The following is a 23,278-nucleotide window of genomic DNA, read 5'->3' on the forward strand; positions in this document are numbered from 1 at the left end:
AAGAGATGGTGATGCCGGGCGACAACGTCTCGATCACCGTGAAGCTGATCAACCCGATCGCCATGCAGGAAGGCCTGCGCTTCGCTATTCGCGAAGGCGGCAAGACCGTGGGCTCGGGCGTCGTGGCCAAGATCCTGGAATAAGGAAAACATCATGGCTACGCAACAGAAGATCCGCATCCGCCTGAAGGCGTTCGATTACAAGTTGATCGATCAGTCTGCCGCTGAGATTGTTGACACGGCGAAGCGCACAGGCGCAATCGTCAAGGGTCCGGTACCGCTGCCGACGCGTATGAAGCGCTTCGACATCCTGCGGTCGCCGCACGTCAATAAATCGAGCCGTGACCAGTTTGAAATCCGCACGCATCAGCGGCTGATGGACATCGTGGATCCCACGGACAAGACAGTTGACGCTCTGATGAAGCTGGATTTGCCAGCTGGCGTTGATGTCGAGATCAAGCTGCAGTAACTAAGAGTCGGGGCAATCAAATGCCCCGGTCAACAAGAAAAACAAGAAGTCAGGGTCGTCTCTAGGCGCCAAGCCCAAGAGCGGGCTATAATTTGCGGCTCTGCCGAATTTGGCAGAGTTTTATCAACCTTCTTTCGACCGCCTGCTTTCAGGAGCCGGCGTTCAACGCAGAAGCCAATTGCAGCGGCTGCGGCGAAAGTTACGGAGCAACAAATGAGTCAAAGCACCTCCCTCGGGTTGCTGGGCCGCAAGGTGGGCATGATGCGCCTGTTCACTGATGATGGGGACGCAGTCCCTGTTACGGTGGTCGACGTGTCGAACAACCGCGTCACCCAGGTCAAATCCCCGGAAACGGACGGCTACGTGGCCTTGCAGGTCACGTTTGGTAAGCGCAAGTCATCGCGCGTCACCAAGCCGCAAGCTGGTCACCTCGCTAAGGCGGGAGTTGAAGCCGGTGAAATCATTCAAGAATTCCGCGTCACTGCCGATACCGCTGCCAAGTACGCAGCCGGTGCGATGGTGCCTGCGGCCGACGTATTCGCTGTGGGCCAGAAGGTCGACGTGCAAGGAACTACGATCGGTAAGGGTTACGCCGGAACCATCAAGCGTCACCACATGAGTTCCCAGCGCGCGTCGCACGGTAACAGCCGTTCGCACAACGTGCCTGGTTCGATTGGTATGGCGCAAGACCCGGGTCGCGTTTTCCCGGGCAAGCGCATGACGGGCCACCTCGGTGACGACACGGTCACCACTCAGAATCTCGATGTCTTCCGTATCGACGAAGCCCGTGGCTTGCTCCTCATCAGGGGTGCGGTGCCTGGCTCGCGAGGCGGTTTTGTCACCGTTCGCCCTGCTATCAAGGCCAAGCCGGCTACTGCCGCTGCAGCCGCTGTCGCCGCGAAGGGAGCGAAGTAATGCAACTCGAACTCCTGAACGAACAAGGTCAGTCGTCGTCCAAGTACGAGGCGCCTGAGACTGTGTTCGGCCGTGAATACAACGAGGATCTGGTTCACCAGATCGTCGTTGCCTTCCAGGCGAATGCCCGTCAAGGCACTCGCGCCCAGAAGGACCGCCAGCAGGTCAAGCACTCGACCAAGAAGCCGTTCAAGCAAAAGGGCACGGGCCGTGCCCGCGCCGGTATGACTTCCTCGCCGCTGTGGCGCGGGGGCGGCCGGATTTTCCCGAACAGCCCTGAAGAAAACTTCACCCAGAAGATCAACAAGAAGATGTATCGCGCCGGTATGGCCGCCATCTTCTCGCAACTCGCCCGTGAAGGCCGTCTGGCCGTTGTTGACTCAATGAAGGTTGACTCGCCGAAGACGAAGGCGCTCGCCGCCAAGTTCAAGGCGATGAACCTCGAGTCCGTGCTGGTGATCGCCGACGAAGTCGACGAGAACCTTTACCTGGCCTCGCGCAATCTGGTCAACGTGCTCGTCGTCGAGCCCCGTTACGCCGATCCGCTGTCGCTGGTGCACTACAAGAAGGTGCTCGTCACCAAGGGTGCCATTGACCAGCTCAAGGAGATGTTCGCATGAGCCGCGTTAACCCAACTCCCGCGCAACGCACGTTCGACGAAGGTCGTCTGATGCAGGTCCTGGTTGCACCGATCATTTCGGAAAAGGCAACTTTCGTGGCCGACAAGACGAACGCCATCACGTTCAAGGTGCTGCAGGACGCCACCAAGCCCGAAATCAAGGCCGCCGTTGAATTGATGTTCAAGGTCGAAGTCAAGGGCGTTTCCGTCGTCAATACCAAAGGCAAGACCAAGCGCTATGGGCGCTCGGTGGGCCGCCGCGACAACGTTCGCAAGGCCTACGTCATGCTCAAGGAAGGCCAAGAGCTGAACCTGAACGGGGAGGCCGCTTAACAGCGCGATACATCATGGCAGTCATCAAGATGAAACCCACTTCACCCGGCCAGCGCGGCACGGTGAAGATCTCACGGGACCACCTTTACAAGGGTGCCCCTTACGCTCCGTTGCTCGAGCCGCAAATGCAGAATGCGGGCCGCAATAACAACGGTCACATCACGACCCGTCACAAGGGTGGCGGTCACAAGCACCACTACCGTGTCGTCGATTTCGTTCGCGCAAAGGATGGCATTCCGGCAAAGGTCGAGCGTATTGAATACGACCCGAACCGTACGGCCCACATTGCCCTGGTGGTCTACGCCGACGGCGAGCGTCGCTACATCATCGCGCCGCGTGGTCTGGAAGTAGGTGCCTCGTTGCTGTCCGGCGCTGAAGCCCCGATTCGTGCAGGCAACACGTTGCCCGTGCGCAATATCCCGGTCGGCTCGACGATCCATTGCATCGAGCTCAAGCCTGGCAAGGGTGCGCAGATTGCGCGTTCCGCAGGTACTTCTGCTACGTTGCTGGCTCGTGAAGGCACCTACGCTCAGGTTCGCATGCGCTCCGGTGAGGTTCGCAAGATCCACATCGAATGCCGTGCCACTATCGGTGAAGTCGCCAACGAAGAACACAGCCTGCGTCAACTCGGCAAGGCCGGCGTCAAGCGTCACATGGGCATTCGCCCGACAGTGCGCGGCGTTGTGATGAACCCGGTCGACCACCCGCACGGTGGCGGCGAAGGCAAGACCGGCGAAGGCCGCCATCCTGTCGATCCGTGGGGCAACCTGACCAAGGGTTACCGTACCCGCAACAACAAGCGCACGCAGGTCATGGTCGTGTCGCGTCGCAAGAAATAAGGGGCCGGCACAATGACTCGCTCTCTCAAAAAAGGTCCTTTCGTCGACCATCACCTGGTGGCGAAGGCCGACAAGGCTGTGACGACCAAGGACAAGAAGCCGATCAAGACATGGTCGCGCCGCTCGATGATCCTGCCCGAGTTCATCGGTCTGACGATCGCTGTTCACAACGGCAAGCAGCACGTACCTGTCTATATCACCGACCAGATGGTGGGGCACAAGCTCGGCGAATTCGCCCTGACGCGCACCTTCAAGGGTCACCCGGCGGACAAAAAAGTCCAGAAGAAGTAAGGAAAGACCATGTCAGAAACACGTGCAGTCCTTAGGGGCGTCCGTCTGTCGGTCGACAAAGGCCGTCTGGTCGCCGATCTGATTCGCGGCAAGAAGGTTGATCAGGCGCTCAACACGCTTGAGTTCACCCAGAAGAAGGCCGCCGGCATCATCAAGAAGGTGCTCGAGTCCGCGATTGCGAACGCCGAGCACAACGACGGCGCCGACATCGACGAACTGAAGGTCAAGACCATCTACGTCGAGCAAGGCGCTTCGCTCAAGCGTTTCACCGCGCGCGCCAAAGGTCGCGGCAACCGCATCGTCAAGCCCACGTGCCACGTGTACTTGACCGTTGGCAACTAACGGGCTTTAGGAAAACATGGGACAAAAAATCCATCCTACCGGCTTCCGCCTGTCGGTGAGCCGCAACTGGGCCAGCCGCTGGTACGCCAACAACCGTGACTTCGCCGGCATGCTGGCCGAAGACATCAAGGTGCGCGAGTACCTCAAGGGCAAGCTGAAGAACGCAGCGGTGTCGCGCGTCCTGATCGAGCGTCCCGCCAAGAACGCGCGCATCACGATTTTCTCGGCACGTCCGGGCGTCGTGATCGGCAAGAAGGGCGAAGACATCGAAGCGCTCAAGAAAGAACTGGCTACGCGTTTGGGCGTGCCGGTCGCTGTGAACATTGAAGAAGTGCGTAAGCCCGAGATCGATGCCCAGCTGATCGCCGACTCGATCACCCAGCAGCTCGAAAAGCGGATCATGTTCCGCCGCGCCATGAAGCGCGCGATGCAGAACGCGATGCGCCTGGGCGCGCAGGGTATCAAGATCATGTCCGCCGGCCGCCTGAATGGCATCGAGATCGCGCGTACCGAGTGGTATCGCGAAGGTCGCGTGCCGCTTCATACGCTGCGTGCCGACATCGACTATGGTTTCTCTGAAGCCAAGACCACCTATGGCGTCATCGGCGTCAAGGTCTGGGTCTATAAGGGTGACACGCTCGGTCGCAACGACGCGCCTTCGCTGGACTCGACGCCGCGCCCTGAAGGCGAAGAGCGCCGTGGCCCGCGTGGTCCGCGCCGTGATGCCCGTCCGGGTGACCGTCCGGCTGGTGACCGCCGCCCGGCTGCTCGCCGTCCCGCAGCAGGTGCAGGCAATGTGGCGCCCGTTGACGGCGCTGACAAGCCGGCCGAAGCAACGACAGGTGCCGATGCACCGAAATCTACCGTTAAGCGCGTGCGTAAAGCAGCCGCGCCTGCAACCGGTAGCGGCACCGCTGCCGCACCGACAGACGGTAAAGGAGAGTAACTATGCTGCAACCCGCTCGCCGCAAATATCGCAAAGAGCAAAAGGGCCGTAACACTGGCATCGCTACCCGGGGCAACTCGGTGGCGTTCGGTGATTTCGGTCTGAAGTGTACGGACCGCGGCCGTTTGACGGCGCGCCAGATCGAAGCCGCGCGTCGCGCGATTTCCCGCCACGTCAAACGTGGTGGCCGCATCTGGATTCGCGTGTTTCCCGACAAGCCAATTTCCCAGAAGCCCGCTGAAGTGCGGATGGGTAACGGCAAGGGTAACCCGGAGTACTACGTTGCTGAAATCCAGCCTGGCAAGGTCGTGTTCGAGATCGTCGGTGTTCCCGAAGAACTCGCTCGCGAAGCTTTCCGCCTCGCTGCCGCCAAGCTGCCGCTGCGGACGACATTCGTCACCCGCATGATCGGCTCGTAATTCTGGAGTGCACAACATGAGTAAATCCGCTGACCTGCGCCAGAAAGACGTTGCCGGCATCAAAGCCGAAGTGAAAGACCTGCAAAAGGCACATTTCGGCCTGCGCATGCAAAAAGCCACGCAACAATTGACCAACACCGGTACGCTGCGCGTGACGCGCCGTGACATCGCCCGCGCCAAGACCATCCTTGCCCAAAAGCAGGCTGAGTCCAAGGCTGCCAAGTAAGGAGTGCCTCATATGACTGAAGCCAGAACTTCCCTCAAGCGCACCCTCATCGGCAAAGTCGTGAGCGACAAGCGCGCCAAGACCGTTACGGTCCTCGTCGAACGCCGTGTGAAGCACGAGCTGTACGGCAAGATCGTCGCGAAGTCGAGCAAGTACCACGCCCACGACGAAAAAGGCGAGTTCCACACAGGCGACGTGATCGAGATCACCGAAAGCCGTCCGATCTCGAAGACCAAGAACTGGGTCGCTACGCGCCTGGTTGAGAAGGCTGTGGAAGTTTGATTCCGCTGCCCTGCAGATGATTTCGAATCGGCCCACAATGTGGGCCGATTCTTTTTTTGGAGAAGCAAATTGATCAAAGTCGGCGACACGATTCCTAACGTCACACTTCAAGAGTTTTCAGAGGTCGAAGGCAATGGCTGCTCTATTGGGCCCAACCCGGTCCAGACTGGCGAAGCCGCAGCCGGTAAGACCATTGCCGTGTTTGCATTGCCGGGCGCCTTCACCCCTACTTGTTCGGCCAAGCATGTACCTGGATTCGTCGAAAGAGCGGACGAACTGAAGGCAGCTGGCGTTGATGAGATCTGGTGCCTGTCGGTCAACGACGCGTTCGTCATGGGCGCATGGGCGCGCGATCAAAAGACCGCTGGGAAAGTCCGCATGCTCGGCGACGGCAGCGCAGATTTCGCCAAGGCCGCAGGGCTCACGCTCGATTTGACTTCCAGGGGCATGGGGCTTCGCAGCGCACGCTATTCCATGCTGGTCAAGGATGGCAAGGTCGCAACCCTCAACGTCGAAGGACCCGGCAAATTCGAAGTCAGCGACGCTGGCACGATGCTGGCGCAAGCCAAGGGTTGAGCCGGCGGGGCTACAGCTCCGCTTTGAGGTAGTGCGCCCCGGCGATCGGGTTGTGATAGTACGGTGGGATCTCGGTAAAGCCGAGTTCGCCGTACAGCGCTCGCGCTGCCTCCATATCGTCCAGCGTGTCGAGCAGCACGCACGAATAACCCGCATTGCGAGCGCTGTCCAGCACTGCCTCGGCCAGCTGCCTCCCAAGACCGATGCCGCGATGCTGTTTGCGGACATACAGGCGCTTCATCTCTGCCGCGTTTGGATAGTCGCTTGAGTCGAGCGCGCGCAGCGCACAGCAGCCGGCCAGTTCACCGTTCACCCGCGCCAGGAACAAAGCTCCGCGCGGCGGCGCGTACTCGCCGGGTAGCGTCGCAAGCTCCCGATCGAAATCCTGGAAGCACAGGTCGATCCCCAAGCCCTTCGCGTATTCGCTGAAGATGGTGCGAACGTCTTGAAAGTCCGCATCGCTTGCGGGTGTGGCCAGGACGACTGCTGGTAAAGGGGTGCTCAAGCGGCTGGGCCTGAAATGGTGGGCCTGCCAGTTTAGCTGCAAGAGAGGTCCTCGTCCTGCCCGCAGCCGCAATGGTGGGTGCGCCTCAGCCGCTCGTGCCAACAAGCGCAACAACAACAGCGGCAATCACCCCAAATATCGCCAGTGCGAGCAGTCGCGTCGTCACGTCGTCACGCGAGCCCGGACCGCCGCCGCCGGCCGCAACTTTGTCGCCACCGACCATGGCGGCAGTCAGGCTCAGACCTTGACGCCACTTGTAAAACGCGACGGCTGCCACATGGATTGCCACCAGAGCGACTACGAGCCACTGCCCAAAATCCTTGTGATACGTCGTCAAGACTTTGGCCGTAGCGTTGGAAACGAAGCGATTCAAAGGACCGACGAAGTCGGCTGTATCGTCGCTGTACAGGCCCGAGCCGACCTGCAGTGCCAGTACGCAAAGGATAACCACTACCGACACACTGCCCGCTGGTGAGTGCCCGTGGCCGTTGAAAGGCTCGCCGCGCAAGTAGGCAACCACCTTTGATGGCTTGACAGTGAACGTCGAGAAGCGCGACCAATGACCTCCGACAAATCCCCAGACGACGCGAAAGGCGAGCAGGCTTGCCACGAGATAGCCTAGCCGCGCATGCCAGGGCATCCACTCACCACCGAGATGGCCGGTGACCACCAGCGCGGCGACGCTGCCTGCAAGAGCCCAATGGAAGATCCGGGTTGGCAGGTCCCAAATTCTGATGGGGCGAGTGTGCTGGTCGTTCACAGCTGATATTGTGGCTGGTCTGCTCGCTCGGTGTTTACCCGCGGTCATTGAACTTTGTCGCAGTTGCCATGATCAGCCAGCAATTTTGAAAGGTCTTTTCCCATGTACGTCAGAAAGTTGCTTGTGCTGTCATTGACGGCCGTGCTTGCCCTTCCGGCGTTTGCGCAGTTCCGCAAGCCAGAGGACGCCGTCAAATATCGCCAGAGTGTGATGTACACAATGGGCACACACTTCTACAGCCGTGTCGGAGGAATGGCCAATGGGCGCGTGCCATTCGATGCAAAGGCCGCTGCAGAGAACGTCGAAATCGTCGCTACCCTCAGCCGCTTGCCTTGGGCCGCATTTCCCGCCGACAGCAATGGCGTTGGAAAGACCGATGCAAAGCCTGCCGTCTGGACAGAGCAAGCCAAGTTCAAAGACCTTGCCGACAAGATGCAGGCTGAAGTCGTCAAGCTGCAAGCGGCGGCCAAGACTGGTGACTTTGAGGCACTGAAGGTGGCGTATCGCGCCACGTCGAGCTCGTGCAAGGCTTGCCACGACGCCTTCACGAACCAGTAGGACTTGTTTGCCGCCAACCCTGCGCGCAACCTGCGCGTAGGGTCAGCTGACCTTTGCCAGCTCCATGACGAGGAACGACGGCAGCTGGCCGCGCAGCGACTCACGGCTGATGCGGCTGACGCTGTCGCCCATCCAGTTCGACATTTCGAGAACGTTGGGCGCGCGCACGACTTCCACCACCGGGAAGTTCATGTCCGTGCGGATCAGGTCCTGACGCAGTTCCTCGAATTCGTGGTCGCGCAGTCGCTCCTCGATGATGATCAGGTGCGGCTTGTCCAGTTCGCAGAATCGCACCGCGCTTGCGCTGTTGCTGCACGTGTCCATGATCAGACCCATGCTTTCGCACACGGCCCGTAGTTCACCAATGATGCCGGCGTCCATCACGACGGCCAGCACACGGTGCCCGGCCAGCGGTTTTCCCTCTGTGAGAAACGCGGTGGAATTGCCTTGGCTTGGCTCGTGCATGTCGGCCGCAGTCAATCCTTCCAGCTGGCGAACGGTGCGCGGGAATTCGATCGTGAGCATGGTGTGGTCCGCTGCAAGCGTGCGGTCCACAGTAACGCCCATCGTCGCGGCAATTTGCAGCAGCAGTTGCCAGTCGAGGTCGTCCGCGATGCGCTCTTCCGTGCTGACGCCTGCTCCGGCTACATGCGCACTTGCTTTCAGCGCCAGTTCGGCGTGCGCTGGCCAGTTCTTGATGTCCAACCGCACCTGAAGGCGCTGACCTTGCGTTGATGCCCAGTCCACGGCCGTTTGCACCAGACTGAGCAAAAGCCCGGGGTCCACGATCACGTCAACCGGCTTCAGCCGGTGGCTCACCTCGAAACCGCCCACCTTGAATTGCGTGCTCATGCCATTGAGTACGTCGTGAACGATCGTGTGCAGCGCCAGGCGCTCGTGTGATTGCCGCAGCCGCCCACCCGCCAGCCTGGAAATCTGTTGGCTGTGCATGGCGATGCGATTGGCAGCCTTCATCGCATTTTCAAGCGTCGCAACCTGGCTGCGCGTAATGCTCCGCGCACTGCGAATATCCAGCATGACCTGCTGCATGATCGCGACCTGGTCGGCCAGCTGCGCCCCAATGACGCCGGGTAACGCGATGATCGCGGCTGGCGACATGCCTTGCGGCGTCTCAGGCGCGCTTGTCGCGGCAGGCGACTTGCCCGGTGCGCGTTTTCGCTGCTCTTTGCTGCCAGTTGCGGATTTGCTCAATGCCATGTCGTCACGTCACCTTCGAGAATCGGTTGATTCCATTGTTACGCAGTACACAGAATTCCGGAGGATAAAAGTCTGCGGCTTGCCAATCAAGCGTGATTCGTGGCTGCGGCACCTCAGGCGATCAGACCGCTGCCAACTGCGCTCAGATCACGCCATCATTTCTGAGGCGCTCGACATCGCCACCGCCTAAGCCCAGTACGCCCTCGAGAACCTCGATCGTGTGTTGCCCCAGAAGTGGTGGTGGCCGCTCGCAGCGCACGGGTGTCGCGCTCATTTTGATCGGGCTGGCGACCAGGCGAAGGTCGCCGCGCAGTGGGTGCGCCCATTCGGTCACCATCGCCCGCTGGCTCACATGCGGATCGGCAAAGACCTCGGCCAGATTGTTGATGGCGCCGCAAGGCACTTTGGCGGCTTCAAGTGCGCCCAGCCAGTCCGCCTTGCGCCGGGTGCGAAAGATTGCTTCGAGCAGCGGGACAAGAACCGCGCGATGGCGCACACGCCCCTGGTTTTTCGCAAAGCGTTCGTCCTGTGCCAATTCGGGCCGGCCCGCCACATCGCAGAACTTGGCGAACTGCTTGTCATTGCCAACCGCGAGGATCATGTAGTCATGATTTCCATCGGCGGCCGGTGCAGTCTCGAACACCTGGTACGGCACGATGTTCTGGTGCGCATTGCCAGAGCGGCCCGGCGTCTTGCCGCTCACGAGATAGTTCGCGCCGAGATTGGCGAGCATGGCGACTTGCGTGTCGAGCAATGCCATGTCAACGTGCTGCCCCTCTCCTGTTTTTTCGGCGTGGCGCAGTGCCGCCAGGATCGCGACGCTTGCATACATGCCGGTGAACAGATCCGCGACGGCTACGCCGACTTTTTGCGGCCCGCCGCCCAGATCATCGCGCTCCCCTGTCACGCTCATCAATCCGCCCATGCCCTGGATCGCGTAGTCGTAGCCGGCTCGGTCGCTGTACGGACCTGTCTGGCCGAAACCTGTCACGCTGCAATAGACCAGCGACGGATTGATGGCGCGCAGAGATTCAAAGTCCAGGCCGTACCGGGCCATGTCGCCAACCTTGAAGTTCTCGACAAACACCTGGCAATGTGCGGCAAGCTCCCGGATCAGCGCCTGGCCGGCGGGCTTGGCGATGTCGCAGGTGATCGAGCGCTTGTTGCGGTTGGCCCCCAGGTAATAGGCTGATTCGGCGGTGTCGGCGCCGCTGTTGTCCTGCAGGAAGGGCGGGCCCCAGCTGCGCGTATCGTCACCCGCGCCGGGCCGCTCGACCTTGATCACGTCGGCGCCGAGGTCGGCCAGCGTCTGGGTGCACCAAGGTCCGGCAAGTACGCGGGACAAGTCAAGAACACGAATACCATCCAGCGAATTCATGCATGCATTGTGAATGGAATCCCGCTCACGCCGGCAAAACACATAATCGGGTCATGCGCCGTTTTCACCTTGTCGCCGCAGCTGTGTTCGCGGCTGTCGTTGCGAGTTTTGCCACCGCTTGCAGTCCTACCTTCAACTGGCGTGATGTCAACGTCGAGGGCACTTCACTGAAAGCGATGCTGCCCTGCAAACCCGACAAGGATTCACGAGAAGTGCCGATGGCAGGCAAGCCCGCCATGCTGGAGGTTCTGGCCTGCGACGCAGGCAGCGCCAAGTTCGCCTTGCTCCATGCAGACATCGGCGATGTGACACGGGTGGGTGATGCCTTGTGGCAATGGCGCCTGGCCACACTCGCCAACCTTCGGGGCGCGGCTGCCAGGGATGCGCCGTTCACGCCGCCCGGCGCGACGCCCGTGCCGCAGGCCGCGAAGGTCTCCGCGATCGGGCAGCGCGCCGACGGCAGCAAGGTCGAAAGCCAGGCCGCTTACTTCGCAAGCGGCTCGCACGTGTTCCAGGCGGTCATTTATGCGGACCGCATCACGCCCGAGATGACCGAATCCTTCTTCGCCGGCTTGCAGCTGCAATGACGCTGCTCGACAGGCGCAGTGCCATCGTCACCTTCCTGGCGTTCGCATTTGCGTACTTCTTCTCCGCGTTGATGCGCGCGATCACGGCCACACTGTCGCCAACGCTCACACACGACTTCTCTCTGAGCGCCCAGGAACTTGGCTTGCTGGCGGGCGGCTTTTTCATGGGATTCGCCGCCACGCAGTTGCCGTTGGGGAGCTGGCTGGATCGTCATGGGCCGAAGAAGGTCATCCTGAGCTTTCTTGCTTTTGCCGTGGCGGGCTCGATGGCGTTTTCCTGGGCCACCAGTTTTGCCGGGCTGTTTGCCGCGCGCGTGCTGTGTGGCATCGGCGTGAGTGCATGCCTGATGGCGCCGCTGACCGGCTTTCGCAGCTGGCTCGACGCGCCCGCGCAGCTGCGGGCCAACTCGTGGATGCTGATGACCGGATCGTTCGGCATGGTCGCCTCGACGCTGCCCGTGCAGTGGCTCATGCCTGCGCTTGGCTGGCGGCCGCTGTTCTGGGGGCTCGCGCTGGCATTCGTGTTGTCCATGGCGGCCATCGCGTGGATCGTCCCGTCCACCAACGCAGGCCCCGGTCCTGATGGTCAGCCCGCAACCACACACGTGCCTCCCGCCACGTACACCGAGGTGTGGCGCCATCCGTATTTCCGGCGCATGGCACCGATCGGATTCTTCAGCTATGGCGGAATGATCGCCGTGCAGACGCTCTGGGCCGGTCCGTGGATGGTGCGGGTGGGAGGTTTGCCGCCGCTTGAAGCTGCTGCGGGCCTCTTCGTCATCAACCTTTGCATGTTGTGTGCGTTCTGGTGCTGGGGCATGTTCAACCCGACATTGGCCCGGCGTGGCGTCTCGACCGATCGCCTGATTGCGTGGGGTCTGCCGCTCAGTTTCGTGGTGCTGGCGGCCATCGTGGTCGCGGGTCCGATGGCTGGCGCGTGGTCATGGGCGGCCTTTTGCGTCACCTCCACCTTCGTGTCGCTCGCGCAGCCGTCGGTCGGTATGGCGTTCGCACCTGCCCTCGCGGGCCGGGCGCTGTCGGCCTTCAACCTGGTCATCTTCGCCGGCGTGTTCGTCATGCAGTGGGGCATCGGACTGCTGATCGACGGATTCCAGGCCGCAGGCCTGGCCGAAGTGTCTGCTTTTCGCGCCGCCATCGCCGTGTTTCTCGCGTGCAGCTGCGCAGCCTACGGCTACTTCCTTCTGGCAAAGGATAATTCCGCCAGATGAACGCGATCCTCATCATTGCCCACGCACCGCTTGCGCACGCCCTGCGCAGCTGCGCGCTGCACGTCTTTCCGGACTGCGGCGCGCATGTGTCGGCTATCGACGTTCAGCCCAACTTGCCGCCCGAAGAGACGCTGTCCATGGCGCGCATTGCGATGTCGCAGCTCGCCGGCGAGAACATCACGGGCATTCTCGTGCTCGCCGATATCTTTGGCGCGACGCCCAGCAACGTGGCACAGCGCCTCGTCGATGGCGTCAAGTCGCGCCTGATCACCGGCGTCAACCTTCCCATGTTGTTGCGCGCGGTCAGCTACCGTAATGAACCGCTCGATGCGCTCGTCTCGCGTGCCGTCATCGGCGGCACGCAGGGCGTGATGCAAGTTGCCATCACCGCACCCCAGAACCAGCCGCGAAGACATGATCCAGACCACCACGACCATCAGCAATAAGCTGGGCCTGCACGCCCGCGCGTCGGCCAAACTCACGAAGCTAGCGGGCAGCTTCCCGTGCGAAGTGAACATCTCGCGCGGTGAGCGGCGCGTCAACGCCAAGAGCATCATGGGCGTGATGATGCTCGCCGCAGGCATCGGCAGCGAAGTGACGATCGAGACCAGCGGTGAGCAGGAGCAGGAAGCGATGAGCGCGATCCTGGCCCTGATCGCTGACAAGTTTGGCGAAGGCGAGTAAATGGCCCCCACGGTCGCGCACTTCGTGTCGCTCCCTGCCCCCCGAGGGGGCCGTGTTCCGCCTTCGGGCGGCCGTGCGGCGGAACGGGTGACCGCATGACGTTCTCTGTCCACGGCCTGGCAGTTGCACGCGGCGTCGCGATTGGTCGCGCCGTGCTGATGGCGTCGAGCCGTGTCGATGTTGCGCACTACTTCATCGAGCCCGCACAGATCGAGTCGGAGATCGAGCGCATCCGCGCGGGGCGCAATGCGGTGGTGGACGAGATTCATCGCCTGCAGCAAACGATCCTGCAAATGGGCCCGAAAGAAGCGCCGCATGAACTCACTGCGTTGCTCGACGTGCACCTGATGCTGCTGCAGGACGAAGACCTCATCACCGGCGTGAAGCATTGGGTGGCCGAGCGGCTGTACAACGCCGAATGGGCGCTGACGACGCAGCTCGATGTGCTGGCGCGCCAGTTCGACGAGATGGAGGACGAGTACCTGCGCGGGCGCAAGGCCGACCTCGAGCAGGTCGCTGATCGCATCCTGCGGTACATGCAGGGCGTGGCGTCGCCCGTCGCGCCGCCGGCGTCCAATCGCCGCAAGACACAGCAGGATCTGCTGCTCGACGACAGCATCGACGTGCCGCTGGTGATGATTGCGCACGACCTCTCGCCGGCGGACATGCTGCAGTTCAAGCAAAGCGTGTTCGCCGGGTTCGTCACCGATGTGGGCGGGCGCAATTCGCACACGGCGATCGTGGCCCGGTCGATGGACATACCCGCCGTGGTCGGTGCGCGCAGCGCAAGCCAGCTGGTCCGCCAGGACGACTGGGTCATCATCGACGGCGATGCGGGCGTGATGATCGTCGACCCTTCGCCGATCATCCTGGCCGAGTATGGTTTCAAGCAGCGGCAAGGCGAGCTCGAACGCGGCCGGCTCTCCCGCTTGCGGCACACGCCCGCCATCACGATGGACGGCCAGAAAATCGAGCTGCTGGCCAACATCGAACTGCCCGACGACGCGGCGGCTGCCTTGAAAGCGGGCGCGGTGGGCGTGGGGCTCTTTCGCAGCGAATTCCTCTTCATGGGCCGCCGCGGCAAGCTGCCGGATGAAGAAGAGCAATACCAGGCTTACAAGCGAGCCGTGGAAGGCATGGAAGGCTTGCCCGTCACGATCCGCACGGTCGATGTGGGCGCGGACAAACCGCTCGACGACACGAAGCGCGATGAGGCGCACCTGAATCCGGCGCTGGGCTTGCGTGCCATTCGCTGGAGCCTGGCCGACCCCGCCATGTTCCTCACGCAGCTGCGCGCGATCTTGCGTGCGGCTGCGCACGGCCAGGTCAACCTGCTGATCCCGATGCTGGCGCATGCCAGCGAGATCCGGCATACGCTGTCGCTCATTGACTTCGCGCGCGCCGAACTTGATAACCGCGGCGTCGTGTACGGGCCCGTGAAGCTCGGCGCGATGATTGAAATACCTGCGGCGGCGCTCACCCTCAAGATCTTCCTGAAGTACTTCGACTTCCTGTCGGTCGGCACCAACGACCTGATCCAGTACACCTTGGCGATCGACCGCGCTGATGAGTCAGTTGCGCACCTGTACGACCCGTTGCACCCGGCGGTCTTGCGTCTTGTGGCAGACACCATCGCGGAATGCCATGCGCAGGGCAAGTCGGTCAGCGTGTGTGGCGAAATGGCCGGCGACATCACGCTCACGCGGCTGTTGCTTGGTATGGGCCTGCGCAGTTTCTCGATGCACCCGGCGCAGATTCTTGCGGTGAAGCAGGAGGTGCTGCGCTCGGACGTGTCGCGGCTCACGCCCTGGGCGCGCAAGGTGCTCGAATCGGAAGACCCGGCGGCGACGCTGGCGGCGTAGCCTTTGCGGGTTCGCTAACGCGTGCGCGTGCCGACAATGGCCGCGCCAATGATCAGCGCAGCAGCCGCCGCGATGGACAACGTCAAAGGCCGCCCGCTTACGAGCATCAACAGCACGGTGGATGCAAGCGGCGTGATGTAGCTCAGGATGCCGATCTGGCGCGGGTCGCCGAGCTTGAGCGCGCGGTCCCACAAAAAGAACGCTGCGCCTAGCGGCCCCAACCCCATCACCGCGATGAGCAGCCAGTCATGCCCGCCCAGCGCCACGCGCGGCTCGAGCATCACATGGCAGGCGAGCGACAACACGCCCGACACGAGCCCGAACAACCCGATCGCCGCTGTGGGGAAGGGCTTCACGCGCCGCGTGAGCAGCGAGTAGCTTGCCCAGATAAAGGCGGAGCCAATGGCCGGCAGGTAGCCCCACGCCCAGCCGCCACCCGTCGAGCCGCCACCGAGAATCGCGATGGCCGCACCCGCAAAACCTGCCATTGCCGCGGCAATGTGGGCCGCTTTCACGCGCATATCCGCCAGGAAAAGCGGCGCCATCACGACGATCAGCAGCGGCCAGAGATAGTTGACGAGATTGGCCTCTACGGGCGGTGCATGGCGCAGTGCAATGAACAGCAGGAAGTGAAAGCCGAACAGGCCATAGATGCCGACGGCCAGCGTGGAGGCAGGAATCTTCCATTGCTTGACCAGTGGCCATGCGGGAATGCTGCCGATGACGAGCGCCAAGCCCGTCAGCAGGAAGGGCGGCACATGCGAGAGCGATACGCCAAGAGACGCCAGCGTTGCCCACAAGCCAATCGCGCCCAGCGCGTAGAGGTTCGCGCTCAAGTCCCCGATACGCCTGCGGCGTGGGCCTGTTCGTCAGCGTGATACGAGCTGCGCACCATGGCGCCAACAGCCGCGTGGCTGAAGCCCATCTCGTACGCCTTTGCTTCGAACATCTTGAAAGTGTCCGGGTGCACATAACGGCGCACGGGTAAGTGAGACGTGGACGGCGCGAGGTACTGGCCGATCGTGAGCATGTCGATGTTGTGTGCGCGCATGTCGCGCATCACGTCGAGGATCTCGTCGTCGGTCTCGCCCAGGCCGACCATCAGGCCGCTCTTGGTCGGCACATCGGGATGCAGCGCCTTGAACTTCTTGAGCAGGTTCAGGCTGAACGCGTAGTCCGACCCGGGGCGCGCTTCCTTGTACAGGCGCGGGATCGTCTCGAGGTTGTGGTTCATCACATCGGGCGGCGCGGCCTTGAGGATTTCAAGCGCGCGGTCGTCGCGACCGCGGAAGTCGGGCACCAGCACTTCGATGGTCGTGCCTGGCGATAGCTCGCGTGTCTTGCGGATGCATTCCACGAAGTGGCCCGCGCCGCCATCGCGCAGGTCATCGCGATCGACCGAGGTGATCACGACGTACTTCAGCTTCAGCCGGGCGATGGTTTTTGCCATGTTCTCCGGCTCATTCACATCGAGCGGATCGGGCCGGCCGTGGCCGACATCGCAGAAGGGGCACCGGCGGGTGCACTTGTCGCCCATGATCATGAACGTGGCCGTGCCCTTGCCGAAACATTCACCGATGTTGGGGCACGACGCTTCTTCGCACACGGTGTGCAGGTTGCTCTCGCGCAGGATCTGCTTGATCTCGTAGAAACGGGTCGTCGGCGAGCCGGCGCGCACGCGGATCCAGTCGGGCTTTTTCAGCAGCTCACCCTGCTCGACTTTGACGGGGATGCGCGAGAGTTTGGCGCCGGCCTTCTGCTTGGCGAGCGGGTTGTAGTTCTCGACGCTTTGCGCTTGCCGGACGGTTTCGTTGGAGCTCATGAAGGCTTTCAGATCGCAAGCAGCGCGCGCAGCTTGCTGCCGAGCACGTCCGCCGCTTCATTCCAGGAGGTGGAGACGCCAATTGTAGAAAGGTCCACCGTTGTCAGCCCCGCGTAGCCGCAGGGGTTGATTCGCGAGAAGGGTTCAAGATCCATTGCCACGTTGAGCGCGAGGCCGTGATAGGTGCAGTGACGGCTGACCTTCACGCCCAGCGCCGCGATCTTGCCGAGGCCATCGAAGCTGATTTCGCCGCCTCCGCCGCCCTGGGAGGGCAGCGGTGCGGGCAGGCGCGCGTGCGAAAACGGATCGTCCAGCCTCACGTAAATGCCCGGCGCGCCTTTGACGCGGTGCCCCGTCACGCCGAACTCGGCCAACGTGCGGACCACGGCTTCTTCCAGGCGGTAAACATATTCCTTGACGAAGTAGCCGCGCGGGCGCAAGTCGAGCAGCGGATACGCCACCACCTGGCCCGGCCCGTGATAAGTGACCTGGCCACCGCGATTGGTGGCGATGACAGGTATGTCGCCCGGCTCAATGAGATGCTCTTGCTTGCCGGCAAGACCTTGCGTGAAAACCGGCGGGTGCTCGCAAAGCCACAGCTCGTCGGGCGTGCCCTCAACTCGCGCGGCAGTCAGCGCCTGCATTGCCTCGTAGGCAGGCAGGTAGTCCACCCGGCCGCGGACCGAAGTTTGCATTGCGAAGACCAGCCCTAAAGCACGACCTTGACCATCGGGTGCGACGACAGCGTGCGGTACAGCTCGTCGAGCTGCTCGCGGCTCGTGGCCGTCACGGTGATGGTGATGCCCAGGTAGTTGCCAGCCTTGCTGTTGCGCAGCTCAACGGTGGTTGCATCGAAAGCGGGATCGAACTGCTCGGCAATCTGTGTGATCGCATGCACCAGGCCGTCCGTCTTCATGCCCATCACCTTGATGGGAAATTGCGACGGGTATTCGATCAGGGATTCCTTGCGCGGGTCGGGGGCGGACGTGGTGATGGTGGTGTCGGTCATGTTCAGCTCGATTGCTTGGCCCGCTGGTAACCAGCGTACAGCTTGTCGTAGATGGGGCCGGGCCGGCCGTTTCCAATGGGTTTGCCGTCGAGCTGCGTGACGGCAAGCAATTCCTTCGACGCGTTCGACAGCAGCACCTCATCGGCTGCGAAAACTTCGTCGCGCGAAATGCGGCGCAGCTCGAACTGCAGCCCCGCATCTGCGCACAGCTGTTCGAGCAGGCCGTAGCGGATGCCTTCGAGCACCAGGTTGTCTTTCGGCGCGCCGAGCACGACACGGTCTTTGACGATCCACACGTTGGCCGAGGCACCCTCACTCAGGAAGCCATCGCGAAACATGATCGTCTCAGCGGCGCCCGCATCCACACTCATCTGGCGCGACATGACGGCGCCGAGCAGGCTCACGGCCTTGATATGCGCCTTCTTCCAGCGGAAGTCGTCGGCGGTGATGCACTTCACGCCGGCAGCGCGGTCTGCGGCCGGGGGCGGCGTGATCTTGTTGCTGGTTGCGAATACGGTGGGCTGAAGGCCCGGCACCATCGCGTGATCGCGCATGGCCACACCGCGCGTGACCTGGATGTACACCAGCTGGTCGGTGTCGGCTGCAGGTTTGTCCAGGGTCTTTGCGTAAGCCGTCACGAGATGGTCGACGACGTCGCGCCATTGCGTGGTGGTCATGGGGTTGGGAATGCGCAATTCAGTGAGGCTGCGCGCCAGCCGTGCCATGTGCTGCGCAAAACGAAATGGCTTGCCCGCATAAACCGGAACGACTTCGTAAACACCATCACCGAAGATGAACCCCCGGTCCATCACACTGATCTTGGCCTGGTCGAGCGTCGTGAAGGTCCCGTTCAGGTAGCAGGGCAGGGCAGGCAGTCCGTATTCGTTCATCGTCTTGAGAGGTGATCTGGAGGGGAGCCCCATTGTGCGGCGGGCATGGCCAGGCCCTGGCGAAAACCCATAGCCCGCCTCCAAGGTCGGGTACGCGTCAGGTTCAAAGGGGTTTCTACTTATAATCAATGGCTTTGTAGAAATGTCAGGCAGCGAGGGTGGCAGTGCAATGAAAACAATCGCCCCGCTTACCGATGAGGATGTTGATCGGGCGCCCCCGTTCAGGAAGTTAAGCGCCCAAGAGGCGAAGCTCCTGCGCGAACGCAATCCCCAGATCAAGCTCTGGAAGGTACTGGCAGGGCAGGTGGTGGTGGGAGCCCTTGTGGCGGTTGCTGCGTGGGGCTGGACGGGAAAACTGGAAGCGGGCGTTTCAGCTGCTTATGGCGCATTGGCCGTGGTCATTCCCGCGGCCATTTTTGCGCGGGGGCTGACTGGCCGGTTTGCTTCCTTGAATGCTGGAAGTGCGGCGGTCGCGTTCATGGTCTGGGAGATGGTCAAGTTGCTCTTGACTGTCGCAATGCTGGTCATGGCGCCGAAAGTGGTCGTAGGGTTGAGTTGGCCAGCTTTGCTTGCCGGCTTGATCCTCACAGTGAAAATTTATTGGGTGGTGATGCTGGCTCCGGCCAAGCGTGCCGCCCCGTCTGAAACAAGAGTCTCTTGAATAACGATGGCTGCTGAAGAACACGGACAAACCGCTGGTGAATACATCATTCACCACCTGACGCACTACCAGAACCACAAGCCAGCTTCGGTCGTGGATTTCTCGGTCTTCAATTACGACTCCATCTTCTGGTCGATCTCCCTGGGCGTTTTCGGCTGCTGGCTTCTGTGGCTGGCTGCGCGCAAGGCATCGTCCGGCGTGCCGGGGCGTTTCCAGGCCGCAGTCGAAATGCTGGTCGAAATGGTCGACTCGCAAGCCAAGGGCATCGTGCATAACGCTCAGAGCCGCAAATTCGTGGCTCCTCTTGCTCTGACCGTTTTCGTCTGGATCTTCCTGCTTAACGCAATGGATCTGTTGCCTGTCGATCTGATTCCTTCGATCTGGGCGCTGATCCACGGTGACCCGCACCATGCTTACCAGCGCAGCGTTCCGACGGCCGACTTGTCGGTGACGATGGGCCTGTCGCTGTCCGTGCTGGTGATCTGCCTGTTCTACAACATCAAGATCAAGGGTTTCGGCGGCTGGGTGCATGAACTCTTCACCGCGCCGTTTGGTGCCCATCCGCTGCTGTGGCCGTTCAACTTCGGCATGCAGATCATTGAATTCATCGCCAAGACCGTGTCGCATGGCATGCGACTGTTCGGCAACATGTACGCTGGCGAACTCATCTTCCTGCTCATCGCACTGATGGGTGGCGCAATCACTTCTGTTGGCCTGGGCACCGGCATTGCGCTGGGCATCGGCCACATCATCGCCGGCACGGCCTGGGCCATCTTCCACATCCTGATCATCACGCTGCAGGCGTTCGTGTTCATGATGCTGGCGCTGGTTTACCTCGGCCAGGCCCACGACGCGCACTGAGTTCTCCGTTTACTTTTTTTCTTCAACGCAATCCAATCCACTAGGAGCAATCATGGAAGTTATCAGCTTTGTCGCACTGGCCTCCGGCCTCATCATCGGCCTGGGCGCTATCGGCGCTTGCCTGGGCATCGGCATCATGGGTGCGAAGTACCTCGAGTCGGCTGCTCGCCAGCCTGAACTGATGGGCGAACTGCAGACCAAGATGTTCCTGCTGGCTGGCCTGATCGACGCCGCTTTCATTATCGGCACCGGTATTGCTCTCTGGTTCGCAACGGCGAACCCGTTCCTGGCGCAAATCGCCAACCTTCCGAAGTAATTGGCGCGGCCTGACCGTCCCCTCTTCGTTTTTCCCCGTGAGCCATCGCCCCCGGGGGCAAGGATGAAAAAGTGAGTATTACCGGTACCCTGATCGTCCAGATGATCGTGTTCATGATTCTGGTCGGATTCACGATGAAGTATGTCTGGCCGCCGATCGCCGCAGCGCTGGATGAGCGCGCGAAAAAGATCGCAGAAGGTCTTGCTGCCGCCGACAAGGCCAAGGCTGATCTTGCCGCAGCTGACAAGCGTGTCGAAGCAGAGCTTGCCAAGTCGCGCAACCAGGTGACGACACTGCTGGCGGATGCCGAGCGTCGCGCACAGACCATCATCGAAGAAGCCAAGGCGCGCGCAACCGAAGAAGGCAGCAAGATCGTCGCTGCCGCAAGAGTCGAGGCCGAGCAGCAGACCGTCAAGGCGCGTGAAGCGCTTCGCGAACAGGTCGCCGCACTCGCCGTAAAGGGCGCCGAGCAGATCCTGCGCAAGGAAGTGAATGCGGGCGTGCACGCCGATCTTCTGAACCGCCTGAAGACAGAGCTTTGAAGGACAACAGGTATGGCTGAACTTGCCACCATCGCTCGTCCTTATGCCGAGGCACTGTTCAAGTCGGTGCCGGATGCAGGTGCGGCCACCCAGTGGCTGGACGCGCTTGCTGCCGTTGCTGCGGACGCCCAGTTGCTTGCATTCGCTGCCAACCCGAAGGCGCAGGACCAGCAGGTGTTCGATGTCATGTCGGGCGCCATTGGAACGACGCTGCCGCCGGCGGGGCAGAACTTTCTGCGCGCCCTGATCGAGAATGGCCGCCTGCCCGCCTTGCCCGAAATCGCAGCCCAGTTCCGCGTGTTGAACAACTCGCGCAGCGGCACGTCGGATGCAGTGGTCTACAGCGCCTTCCCGATCGATGCGCAAGCGTTGAGCAGCGTGTCGGCTGCGCTCGAAAAGCGTTTTGGCCGCAAGCTGAACCTGACCGTGGAGCAGCAGCCTGAATTGATCGGCGGCGTTCGCGTCGTGGTCGGCGATGAGGTCCTGGACACGTCCGTCAAGGCCCGCCTGGAACAAATGAAAGTCGCGCTGACGGCCTGATGGCCGCACAGCCCTAACCCAAGAAAGAAGGAAAGAGTCATGCAACTCAATCCCGCAGAGATTTCCGAGCTGATCAAGAGCCGCATCGAGGGCTTGAGCGCCAGTGCCGATATTCGCAACCAGGGCACCGTGGTGTCCGTGGCGGACGGCATCTGCCGCGTTCACGGCCTGTCCGACGTGATGGCCGGTGAAATGCTGGAGTTCCCGCCCAATGCAAAGGGCGAAGCCACGTACGGCCTCGCGCTGAACCTCGAGCGCGACTCGGTCGGCTCGGTGATTCTGGGCGAATACGAACACATCTCCGAAGGCGATACCGTCAAGTGCACGGGCCGCATTCTGGAAGTGCCGGTCGGCCCCGAGCTGATTGGCCGCGTGGTCAACGCACTGGGCGCGCCGATCGACGGCAAGGGCCCGATCAACGCCAAGATGACCGACGTGATTGAAAAGGTTGCTCCTGGCGTGATTGCCCGCCAGTCGGTGTCGCAGCCGATGCAGACCGGCCTGAAGGCCATCGACTCGATGGTGCCGATCGGCCGTGGCCAGCGCGAACTGATCATCGGTGACCGCCAGACCGGCAAGACGGCCGTGGCCGTCGACGCGATCATCAACCAGAAGGGTCAGAACATGACCTGCGTGTACGTCGCCATCGGGCAGAAGGCGTCCACGATCAAGAACATCGTGCGTTCGCTCGAACAGGCCGGCGCGATGGAATTCACCATCGTTGTCGCAGCATCTGCTTCCGAGTCGGCGGCAATGCAGTATGTCAGCGCCTACTCCGGTTGCACGATGGCGGAATACTTCCGTGACCGCGGCCAGGACGCCCTGATTGTTTATGACGACCTGTCCAAGCAAGCCGTTGCGTACCGCCAGGTCTCGCTGCTGCTGCGCCGCCCGCCAGGCCGCGAAGCTTATCCCGGCGACGTGTTCTATCTCCACAGCCGCCTGCTCGAGCGCGCTGCTCGCGTGAACCCCGACTACGTCGAAGCCTTCACCAAGGGTGAAGTCAAGGGCAAGACGGGCTCGCTCACCGCGCTGCCAATCATCGAAACGCAAGCTGGCGACGTGTCCGCCTTCGTTCCGACCAACGTGATCTCGATCACCGACGGCCAGATCTTCCTGGAAACGTCGCTGTTCAATGCTGGTATTCGCCCCGCCATTAACGCCGGTATCTCGGTGTCGCGCGTCGGTAGCGCAGCGCAGACCAAGCTGATCAAGAACCTCTCCGGTGGTATCCGCACCGACTTGGCGCAGTACCGTGAACTCGCCGCTTTCGCGCAGTTCGCCTCTGACCTTGATGAAGCCACCCGCAAGCAGCTCGACCGCGGCGGCCGCGTGACGGAACTGCTCAAGCAGCCGCAATACAGCCCGCTGCCCATCTCGCTGATGGCCGCTTCGCTGTTCGCGGTGAACAAAGGTTACTTCGACGACATCGAAATCAAGCGCGTGCTCGCTTTCGAAACCGGCATGCACGCTTACCTGAAGGACAAGAAGGCCGCGTTGCTTGCCAAGCTCGAAGCCGACAAGGCCATCGACAAGGACGGCGAAGCCGAACTGGCCGCAGCGATCGGCGACTTCAAGAAGTCGTTCGCCTAAGCCCAAC

General features: G+C 61.7%; 34 protein-coding genes. 25 read left to right on the forward strand and 9 right to left on the reverse strand.

Annotated elements, in window-relative coordinates; translation table 11 throughout:
- The 13 genes from GHT07_RS17240 to GHT07_RS17300 form a co-directional block, all read left to right on the forward strand.
- The coding region (locus tag GHT07_RS17240) for an EF-Tu C-terminal domain-related protein (protein WP_456151240.1) at positions 1-143 on the forward strand (143 nt) is incomplete at its 5' end.
- Between the two features lie 10 nt (positions 144-153).
- Positions 154-468: a 30S ribosomal protein S10 gene (gene rpsJ, locus GHT07_RS17245; protein ID WP_027102403.1), complete on the forward strand. Its 315-nt coding sequence runs from the start codon at positions 154-156 to the stop codon at positions 466-468.
- A gap of 213 nt (positions 469-681) precedes the next feature.
- The gene (gene rplC, locus GHT07_RS17250) at positions 682-1,383 is read left to right on the forward strand and encodes a 50S ribosomal protein L3 (RefSeq protein WP_153586345.1); all 702 of its coding nucleotides are present in this window, start codon (positions 682-684) and stop codon (positions 1,381-1,383) included.
- On the forward strand, positions 1,383-2,003 hold the full coding sequence (gene rplD, locus GHT07_RS17255; RefSeq protein WP_153586346.1) for a 50S ribosomal protein L4: 621 nt from the start codon (positions 1,383-1,385) through the stop codon (positions 2,001-2,003). The genes rplC and rplD overlap by 1 nt, the downstream gene beginning before the upstream one ends.
- Positions 2,000-2,335: a 50S ribosomal protein L23 gene (gene rplW / locus GHT07_RS17260; RefSeq protein WP_153586347.1), complete on the forward strand. Its 336-nt coding sequence runs from the start codon at positions 2,000-2,002 to the stop codon at positions 2,333-2,335. Before rplD ends, rplW begins: the two co-directional genes overlap by 4 nt.
- 14 nt (positions 2,336-2,349) lie before the next feature.
- Entirely contained in the window at positions 2,350-3,174 is an 825-nt protein-coding gene (gene rplB, locus GHT07_RS17265; protein WP_153586348.1) for a 50S ribosomal protein L2, read from the forward strand.
- Positions 3,175-3,186: 12 nt separating this feature from the next.
- Positions 3,187-3,465, forward strand: coding sequence for a 30S ribosomal protein S19 (gene rpsS, locus GHT07_RS17270; protein ID WP_013899633.1), 279 nt, complete (start codon positions 3,187-3,189; stop codon positions 3,463-3,465).
- 9 nt (positions 3,466-3,474) lie between these two features.
- On the forward strand, positions 3,475-3,807 hold the full coding sequence (gene rplV, locus GHT07_RS17275) for a 50S ribosomal protein L22 (RefSeq protein WP_153586349.1): 333 nt from the start codon (positions 3,475-3,477) through the stop codon (positions 3,805-3,807).
- Positions 3,808-3,823: 16 nt separating this feature from the next.
- Positions 3,824-4,753, forward strand: a complete 930-nt coding sequence (rpsC, locus tag GHT07_RS17280; RefSeq protein ID WP_153586350.1) for a 30S ribosomal protein S3 — start codon at positions 3,824-3,826, stop codon at positions 4,751-4,753.
- Positions 4,754-4,755: 2 nt separating this feature from the next.
- On the forward strand, positions 4,756-5,172 hold the full coding sequence (rplP, locus tag GHT07_RS17285; RefSeq protein WP_153586351.1) for a 50S ribosomal protein L16: 417 nt from the start codon (positions 4,756-4,758) through the stop codon (positions 5,170-5,172).
- A 16-nt stretch (positions 5,173-5,188) separates the two neighbouring features.
- Positions 5,189-5,398 (forward strand): 50S ribosomal protein L29, encoded by a 210-nt coding sequence (rpmC, locus tag GHT07_RS17290; protein WP_153586352.1) that lies wholly within the window; start codon positions 5,189-5,191, stop codon positions 5,396-5,398.
- 12 nt (positions 5,399-5,410) lie between these two features.
- On the forward strand, positions 5,411-5,680 hold the full coding sequence (gene rpsQ, locus GHT07_RS17295) for a 30S ribosomal protein S17 (protein ID WP_153586353.1): 270 nt from the start codon (positions 5,411-5,413) through the stop codon (positions 5,678-5,680).
- A gap of 69 nt (positions 5,681-5,749) precedes the next feature.
- Positions 5,750-6,256, forward strand: coding sequence for a peroxiredoxin (locus tag GHT07_RS17300; RefSeq protein WP_153586354.1), 507 nt, complete (start codon positions 5,750-5,752; stop codon positions 6,254-6,256).
- A gap of 10 nt (positions 6,257-6,266) precedes the next feature.
- Here the strand turns inward: GHT07_RS17300 and GHT07_RS17305 are convergent, their stop codons facing one another.
- A complete protein-coding gene (locus tag GHT07_RS17305; RefSeq protein ID WP_228488411.1) occupies positions 6,267-6,734 on the reverse strand; it encodes a GNAT family N-acetyltransferase in 468 nt (155 codons plus the stop codon).
- A 112-nt stretch (positions 6,735-6,846) separates the two neighbouring features.
- Entirely contained in the window at positions 6,847-7,521 is a 675-nt protein-coding gene (locus GHT07_RS17310) for a cytochrome b/b6 domain-containing protein (protein WP_323740982.1), read from the reverse strand.
- Between the two features lie 102 nt (positions 7,522-7,623).
- Between GHT07_RS17310 and GHT07_RS17315 the strand changes: the two genes are divergently transcribed.
- A complete protein-coding gene (locus GHT07_RS17315; protein WP_153586357.1) occupies positions 7,624-8,079 on the forward strand; it encodes a c-type cytochrome in 456 nt (151 codons plus the stop codon).
- A gap of 42 nt (positions 8,080-8,121) precedes the next feature.
- Here the strand turns inward: GHT07_RS17315 and GHT07_RS17320 are convergent, their stop codons facing one another.
- Positions 8,122-9,297: a hypothetical protein gene (locus tag GHT07_RS17320; protein ID WP_153586358.1), complete on the reverse strand. Its 1,176-nt coding sequence runs from the start codon at positions 9,295-9,297 to the stop codon at positions 8,122-8,124.
- A gap of 142 nt (positions 9,298-9,439) precedes the next feature.
- Entirely contained in the window at positions 9,440-10,675 is a 1,236-nt protein-coding gene (locus GHT07_RS17325) for a CaiB/BaiF CoA transferase family protein (RefSeq protein ID WP_153586359.1), read from the reverse strand.
- 53 nt (positions 10,676-10,728) lie between these two features.
- Here GHT07_RS17325 and GHT07_RS17330 point away from each other — a divergent pair, with 53 nt between their 5' ends.
- The 5 genes from GHT07_RS17330 (at position 10,729) to ptsP (ending at position 15,037) form a co-directional block, all read left to right on the forward strand.
- Complete coding sequence (locus GHT07_RS17330) at positions 10,729-11,262, forward strand: hypothetical protein (protein WP_153586360.1); 534 nt, start codon at positions 10,729-10,731, stop codon at positions 11,260-11,262.
- Complete coding sequence (locus GHT07_RS17335) at positions 11,259-12,491, forward strand: MFS transporter (RefSeq protein ID WP_153586361.1); 1,233 nt, start codon at positions 11,259-11,261, stop codon at positions 12,489-12,491. Before GHT07_RS17330 ends, GHT07_RS17335 begins: the two co-directional genes overlap by 4 nt.
- Complete coding sequence (locus GHT07_RS17340) at positions 12,488-12,937, forward strand: PTS sugar transporter subunit IIA (RefSeq protein ID WP_153586362.1); 450 nt, start codon at positions 12,488-12,490, stop codon at positions 12,935-12,937. The genes GHT07_RS17335 and GHT07_RS17340 overlap by 4 nt, the downstream gene beginning before the upstream one ends.
- Positions 12,906-13,175, forward strand: a complete 270-nt coding sequence (locus tag GHT07_RS17345) for an HPr family phosphocarrier protein (RefSeq protein WP_153586363.1) — start codon at positions 12,906-12,908, stop codon at positions 13,173-13,175. The genes GHT07_RS17340 and GHT07_RS17345 overlap by 32 nt, the downstream gene beginning before the upstream one ends.
- A gap of 95 nt (positions 13,176-13,270) precedes the next feature.
- On the forward strand, positions 13,271-15,037 hold the full coding sequence (ptsP, locus tag GHT07_RS17350) for a phosphoenolpyruvate--protein phosphotransferase (protein WP_153586364.1): 1,767 nt from the start codon (positions 13,271-13,273) through the stop codon (positions 15,035-15,037).
- Positions 15,038-15,051: 14 nt separating this feature from the next.
- Here the strand turns inward: ptsP and GHT07_RS17355 are convergent, their stop codons facing one another.
- Genes GHT07_RS17355 through GHT07_RS17375 form a run of 5 tightly spaced genes read right to left on the reverse strand, consistent with a single transcriptional unit; the run spans position 15,052 to position 18,758 of the window.
- Positions 15,052-15,873: a DMT family transporter gene (locus tag GHT07_RS17355; RefSeq protein ID WP_153586365.1), complete on the reverse strand. Its 822-nt coding sequence runs from the start codon at positions 15,871-15,873 to the stop codon at positions 15,052-15,054.
- Positions 15,870-16,859, reverse strand: a complete 990-nt coding sequence (gene lipA / locus GHT07_RS17360; RefSeq protein ID WP_153586366.1) for a lipoyl synthase — start codon at positions 16,857-16,859, stop codon at positions 15,870-15,872. The genes GHT07_RS17355 and lipA overlap by 4 nt, the downstream gene beginning before the upstream one ends.
- An 8-nt stretch (positions 16,860-16,867) precedes the next feature.
- Positions 16,868-17,554 carry a lipoyl(octanoyl) transferase LipB gene (gene lipB, locus GHT07_RS17365; protein WP_153586367.1) on the reverse strand — a complete coding sequence of 229 codons (687 nt, stop codon included), beginning with the start codon at positions 17,552-17,554 and terminating at the stop codon, positions 16,868-16,870.
- 14 nt (positions 17,555-17,568) lie between these two features.
- The gene (locus tag GHT07_RS17370) at positions 17,569-17,868 is read right to left on the reverse strand and encodes a YbeD family protein (protein ID WP_153586368.1); all 300 of its coding nucleotides are present in this window, start codon (positions 17,866-17,868) and stop codon (positions 17,569-17,571) included.
- A 2-nt stretch (positions 17,869-17,870) separates the two neighbouring features.
- Entirely contained in the window at positions 17,871-18,758 is an 888-nt protein-coding gene (locus GHT07_RS17375; RefSeq protein ID WP_228488408.1) for a D-amino acid aminotransferase, read from the reverse strand.
- 169 nt (positions 18,759-18,927) lie between these two features.
- Between GHT07_RS17375 and GHT07_RS17380 the strand changes: the two genes are divergently transcribed.
- The 6 genes from GHT07_RS17380 to atpA all read left to right on the forward strand — a co-directional run bounded on the left by GHT07_RS17380 (position 18,928) and on the right by atpA (position 23,271).
- Complete coding sequence (locus tag GHT07_RS17380) at positions 18,928-19,419, forward strand: ATP synthase subunit I (RefSeq protein ID WP_153586369.1); 492 nt, start codon at positions 18,928-18,930, stop codon at positions 19,417-19,419.
- A 6-nt stretch (positions 19,420-19,425) separates the two neighbouring features.
- Complete coding sequence (gene atpB, locus GHT07_RS17385; protein WP_153586370.1) at positions 19,426-20,280, forward strand: F0F1 ATP synthase subunit A; 855 nt, start codon at positions 19,426-19,428, stop codon at positions 20,278-20,280.
- A gap of 52 nt (positions 20,281-20,332) precedes the next feature.
- Positions 20,333-20,596, forward strand: a complete 264-nt coding sequence (gene atpE, locus GHT07_RS17390; RefSeq protein WP_153586371.1) for a F0F1 ATP synthase subunit C — start codon at positions 20,333-20,335, stop codon at positions 20,594-20,596.
- A gap of 71 nt (positions 20,597-20,667) precedes the next feature.
- A complete protein-coding gene (locus GHT07_RS17395) occupies positions 20,668-21,138 on the forward strand; it encodes a F0F1 ATP synthase subunit B (RefSeq protein ID WP_323740984.1) in 471 nt (156 codons plus the stop codon).
- A gap of 12 nt (positions 21,139-21,150) precedes the next feature.
- Positions 21,151-21,678, forward strand: a complete 528-nt coding sequence (locus GHT07_RS17400) for a F0F1 ATP synthase subunit delta (RefSeq protein ID WP_153586372.1) — start codon at positions 21,151-21,153, stop codon at positions 21,676-21,678.
- Between the two features lie 39 nt (positions 21,679-21,717).
- Positions 21,718-23,271, forward strand: a complete 1,554-nt coding sequence (gene atpA / locus GHT07_RS17405; RefSeq protein ID WP_153586373.1) for a F0F1 ATP synthase subunit alpha — start codon at positions 21,718-21,720, stop codon at positions 23,269-23,271.
- Positions 23,272-23,278: the final 7 nt, after the last annotated feature.

The sequence above is a fragment of the Caenimonas koreensis DSM 17982 genome (assembly GCF_009646335.1).
Taxonomy (GTDB): domain Bacteria; phylum Pseudomonadota; class Gammaproteobacteria; order Burkholderiales; family Burkholderiaceae_C; genus Ramlibacter; species Ramlibacter koreensis.

What these genes read in the sequence shown, in the direction of transcription:
- rpsJ (WP_027102403.1), top strand. Translation starts at nt 154, where the DNA reads ATGGCTACGCAACAGAAGATCCGCATCCGCCTGAAGGCGTTCGATTAC.
- rplC (WP_153586345.1), top strand. Translation starts at nt 682, where the DNA reads ATGAGTCAAAGCACCTCCCTCGGGTTGCTGGGCCGCAAGGTGGGCATG.
- rplD (WP_153586346.1), top strand. Translation starts at nt 1,383, where the DNA reads ATGCAACTCGAACTCCTGAACGAACAAGGTCAGTCGTCGTCCAAGTAC.
- rplW (WP_153586347.1), top strand. Translation starts at nt 2,000, where the DNA reads ATGAGCCGCGTTAACCCAACTCCCGCGCAACGCACGTTCGACGAAGGT.
- rplB (WP_153586348.1), top strand. Translation starts at nt 2,350, where the DNA reads ATGGCAGTCATCAAGATGAAACCCACTTCACCCGGCCAGCGCGGCACG.
- rpsS (WP_013899633.1), top strand. Translation starts at nt 3,187, where the DNA reads ATGACTCGCTCTCTCAAAAAAGGTCCTTTCGTCGACCATCACCTGGTG.
- rplV (WP_153586349.1), top strand. Translation starts at nt 3,475, where the DNA reads ATGTCAGAAACACGTGCAGTCCTTAGGGGCGTCCGTCTGTCGGTCGAC.
- rpsC (WP_153586350.1), top strand. Translation starts at nt 3,824, where the DNA reads ATGGGACAAAAAATCCATCCTACCGGCTTCCGCCTGTCGGTGAGCCGC.
- rplP (WP_153586351.1), top strand. Translation starts at nt 4,756, where the DNA reads ATGCTGCAACCCGCTCGCCGCAAATATCGCAAAGAGCAAAAGGGCCGT.
- rpmC (WP_153586352.1), top strand. Translation starts at nt 5,189, where the DNA reads ATGAGTAAATCCGCTGACCTGCGCCAGAAAGACGTTGCCGGCATCAAA.
- rpsQ (WP_153586353.1), top strand. Translation starts at nt 5,411, where the DNA reads ATGACTGAAGCCAGAACTTCCCTCAAGCGCACCCTCATCGGCAAAGTC.
- GHT07_RS17315 (WP_153586357.1), top strand. Translation starts at nt 7,624, where the DNA reads ATGTACGTCAGAAAGTTGCTTGTGCTGTCATTGACGGCCGTGCTTGCC.
- GHT07_RS17320 (WP_153586358.1), bottom strand. Translation starts at nt 9,297, where the DNA reads ATGGCATTGAGCAAATCCGCAACTGGCAGCAAAGAGCAGCGAAAACGC.
- GHT07_RS17325 (WP_153586359.1), bottom strand. Translation starts at nt 10,675, where the DNA reads ATGAATTCGCTGGATGGTATTCGTGTTCTTGACTTGTCCCGCGTACTT.
- GHT07_RS17330 (WP_153586360.1), top strand. Translation starts at nt 10,729, where the DNA reads ATGCGCCGTTTTCACCTTGTCGCCGCAGCTGTGTTCGCGGCTGTCGTT.
- GHT07_RS17335 (WP_153586361.1), top strand. Translation starts at nt 11,259, where the DNA reads ATGACGCTGCTCGACAGGCGCAGTGCCATCGTCACCTTCCTGGCGTTC.
- GHT07_RS17340 (WP_153586362.1), top strand. Translation starts at nt 12,488, where the DNA reads ATGAACGCGATCCTCATCATTGCCCACGCACCGCTTGCGCACGCCCTG.
- GHT07_RS17345 (WP_153586363.1), top strand. Translation starts at nt 12,906, where the DNA reads ATGATCCAGACCACCACGACCATCAGCAATAAGCTGGGCCTGCACGCC.
- ptsP (WP_153586364.1), top strand. Translation starts at nt 13,271, where the DNA reads ATGACGTTCTCTGTCCACGGCCTGGCAGTTGCACGCGGCGTCGCGATT.
- lipA (WP_153586366.1), bottom strand. Translation starts at nt 16,859, where the DNA reads ATGAGCTCCAACGAAACCGTCCGGCAAGCGCAAAGCGTCGAGAACTAC.
- lipB (WP_153586367.1), bottom strand. Translation starts at nt 17,554, where the DNA reads ATGCAAACTTCGGTCCGCGGCCGGGTGGACTACCTGCCTGCCTACGAG.
- GHT07_RS17370 (WP_153586368.1), bottom strand. Translation starts at nt 17,868, where the DNA reads ATGACCGACACCACCATCACCACGTCCGCCCCCGACCCGCGCAAGGAA.
- GHT07_RS17375 (WP_228488408.1), bottom strand. Translation starts at nt 18,758, where the DNA reads ATGAACGAATACGGACTGCCTGCCCTGCCCTGCTACCTGAACGGGACC.
- GHT07_RS17380 (WP_153586369.1), top strand. Translation starts at nt 18,928, where the DNA reads ATGAAAACAATCGCCCCGCTTACCGATGAGGATGTTGATCGGGCGCCC.
- atpB (WP_153586370.1), top strand. Translation starts at nt 19,426, where the DNA reads ATGGCTGCTGAAGAACACGGACAAACCGCTGGTGAATACATCATTCAC.
- atpE (WP_153586371.1), top strand. Translation starts at nt 20,333, where the DNA reads ATGGAAGTTATCAGCTTTGTCGCACTGGCCTCCGGCCTCATCATCGGC.
- GHT07_RS17400 (WP_153586372.1), top strand. Translation starts at nt 21,151, where the DNA reads ATGGCTGAACTTGCCACCATCGCTCGTCCTTATGCCGAGGCACTGTTC.
- atpA (WP_153586373.1), top strand. Translation starts at nt 21,718, where the DNA reads ATGCAACTCAATCCCGCAGAGATTTCCGAGCTGATCAAGAGCCGCATC.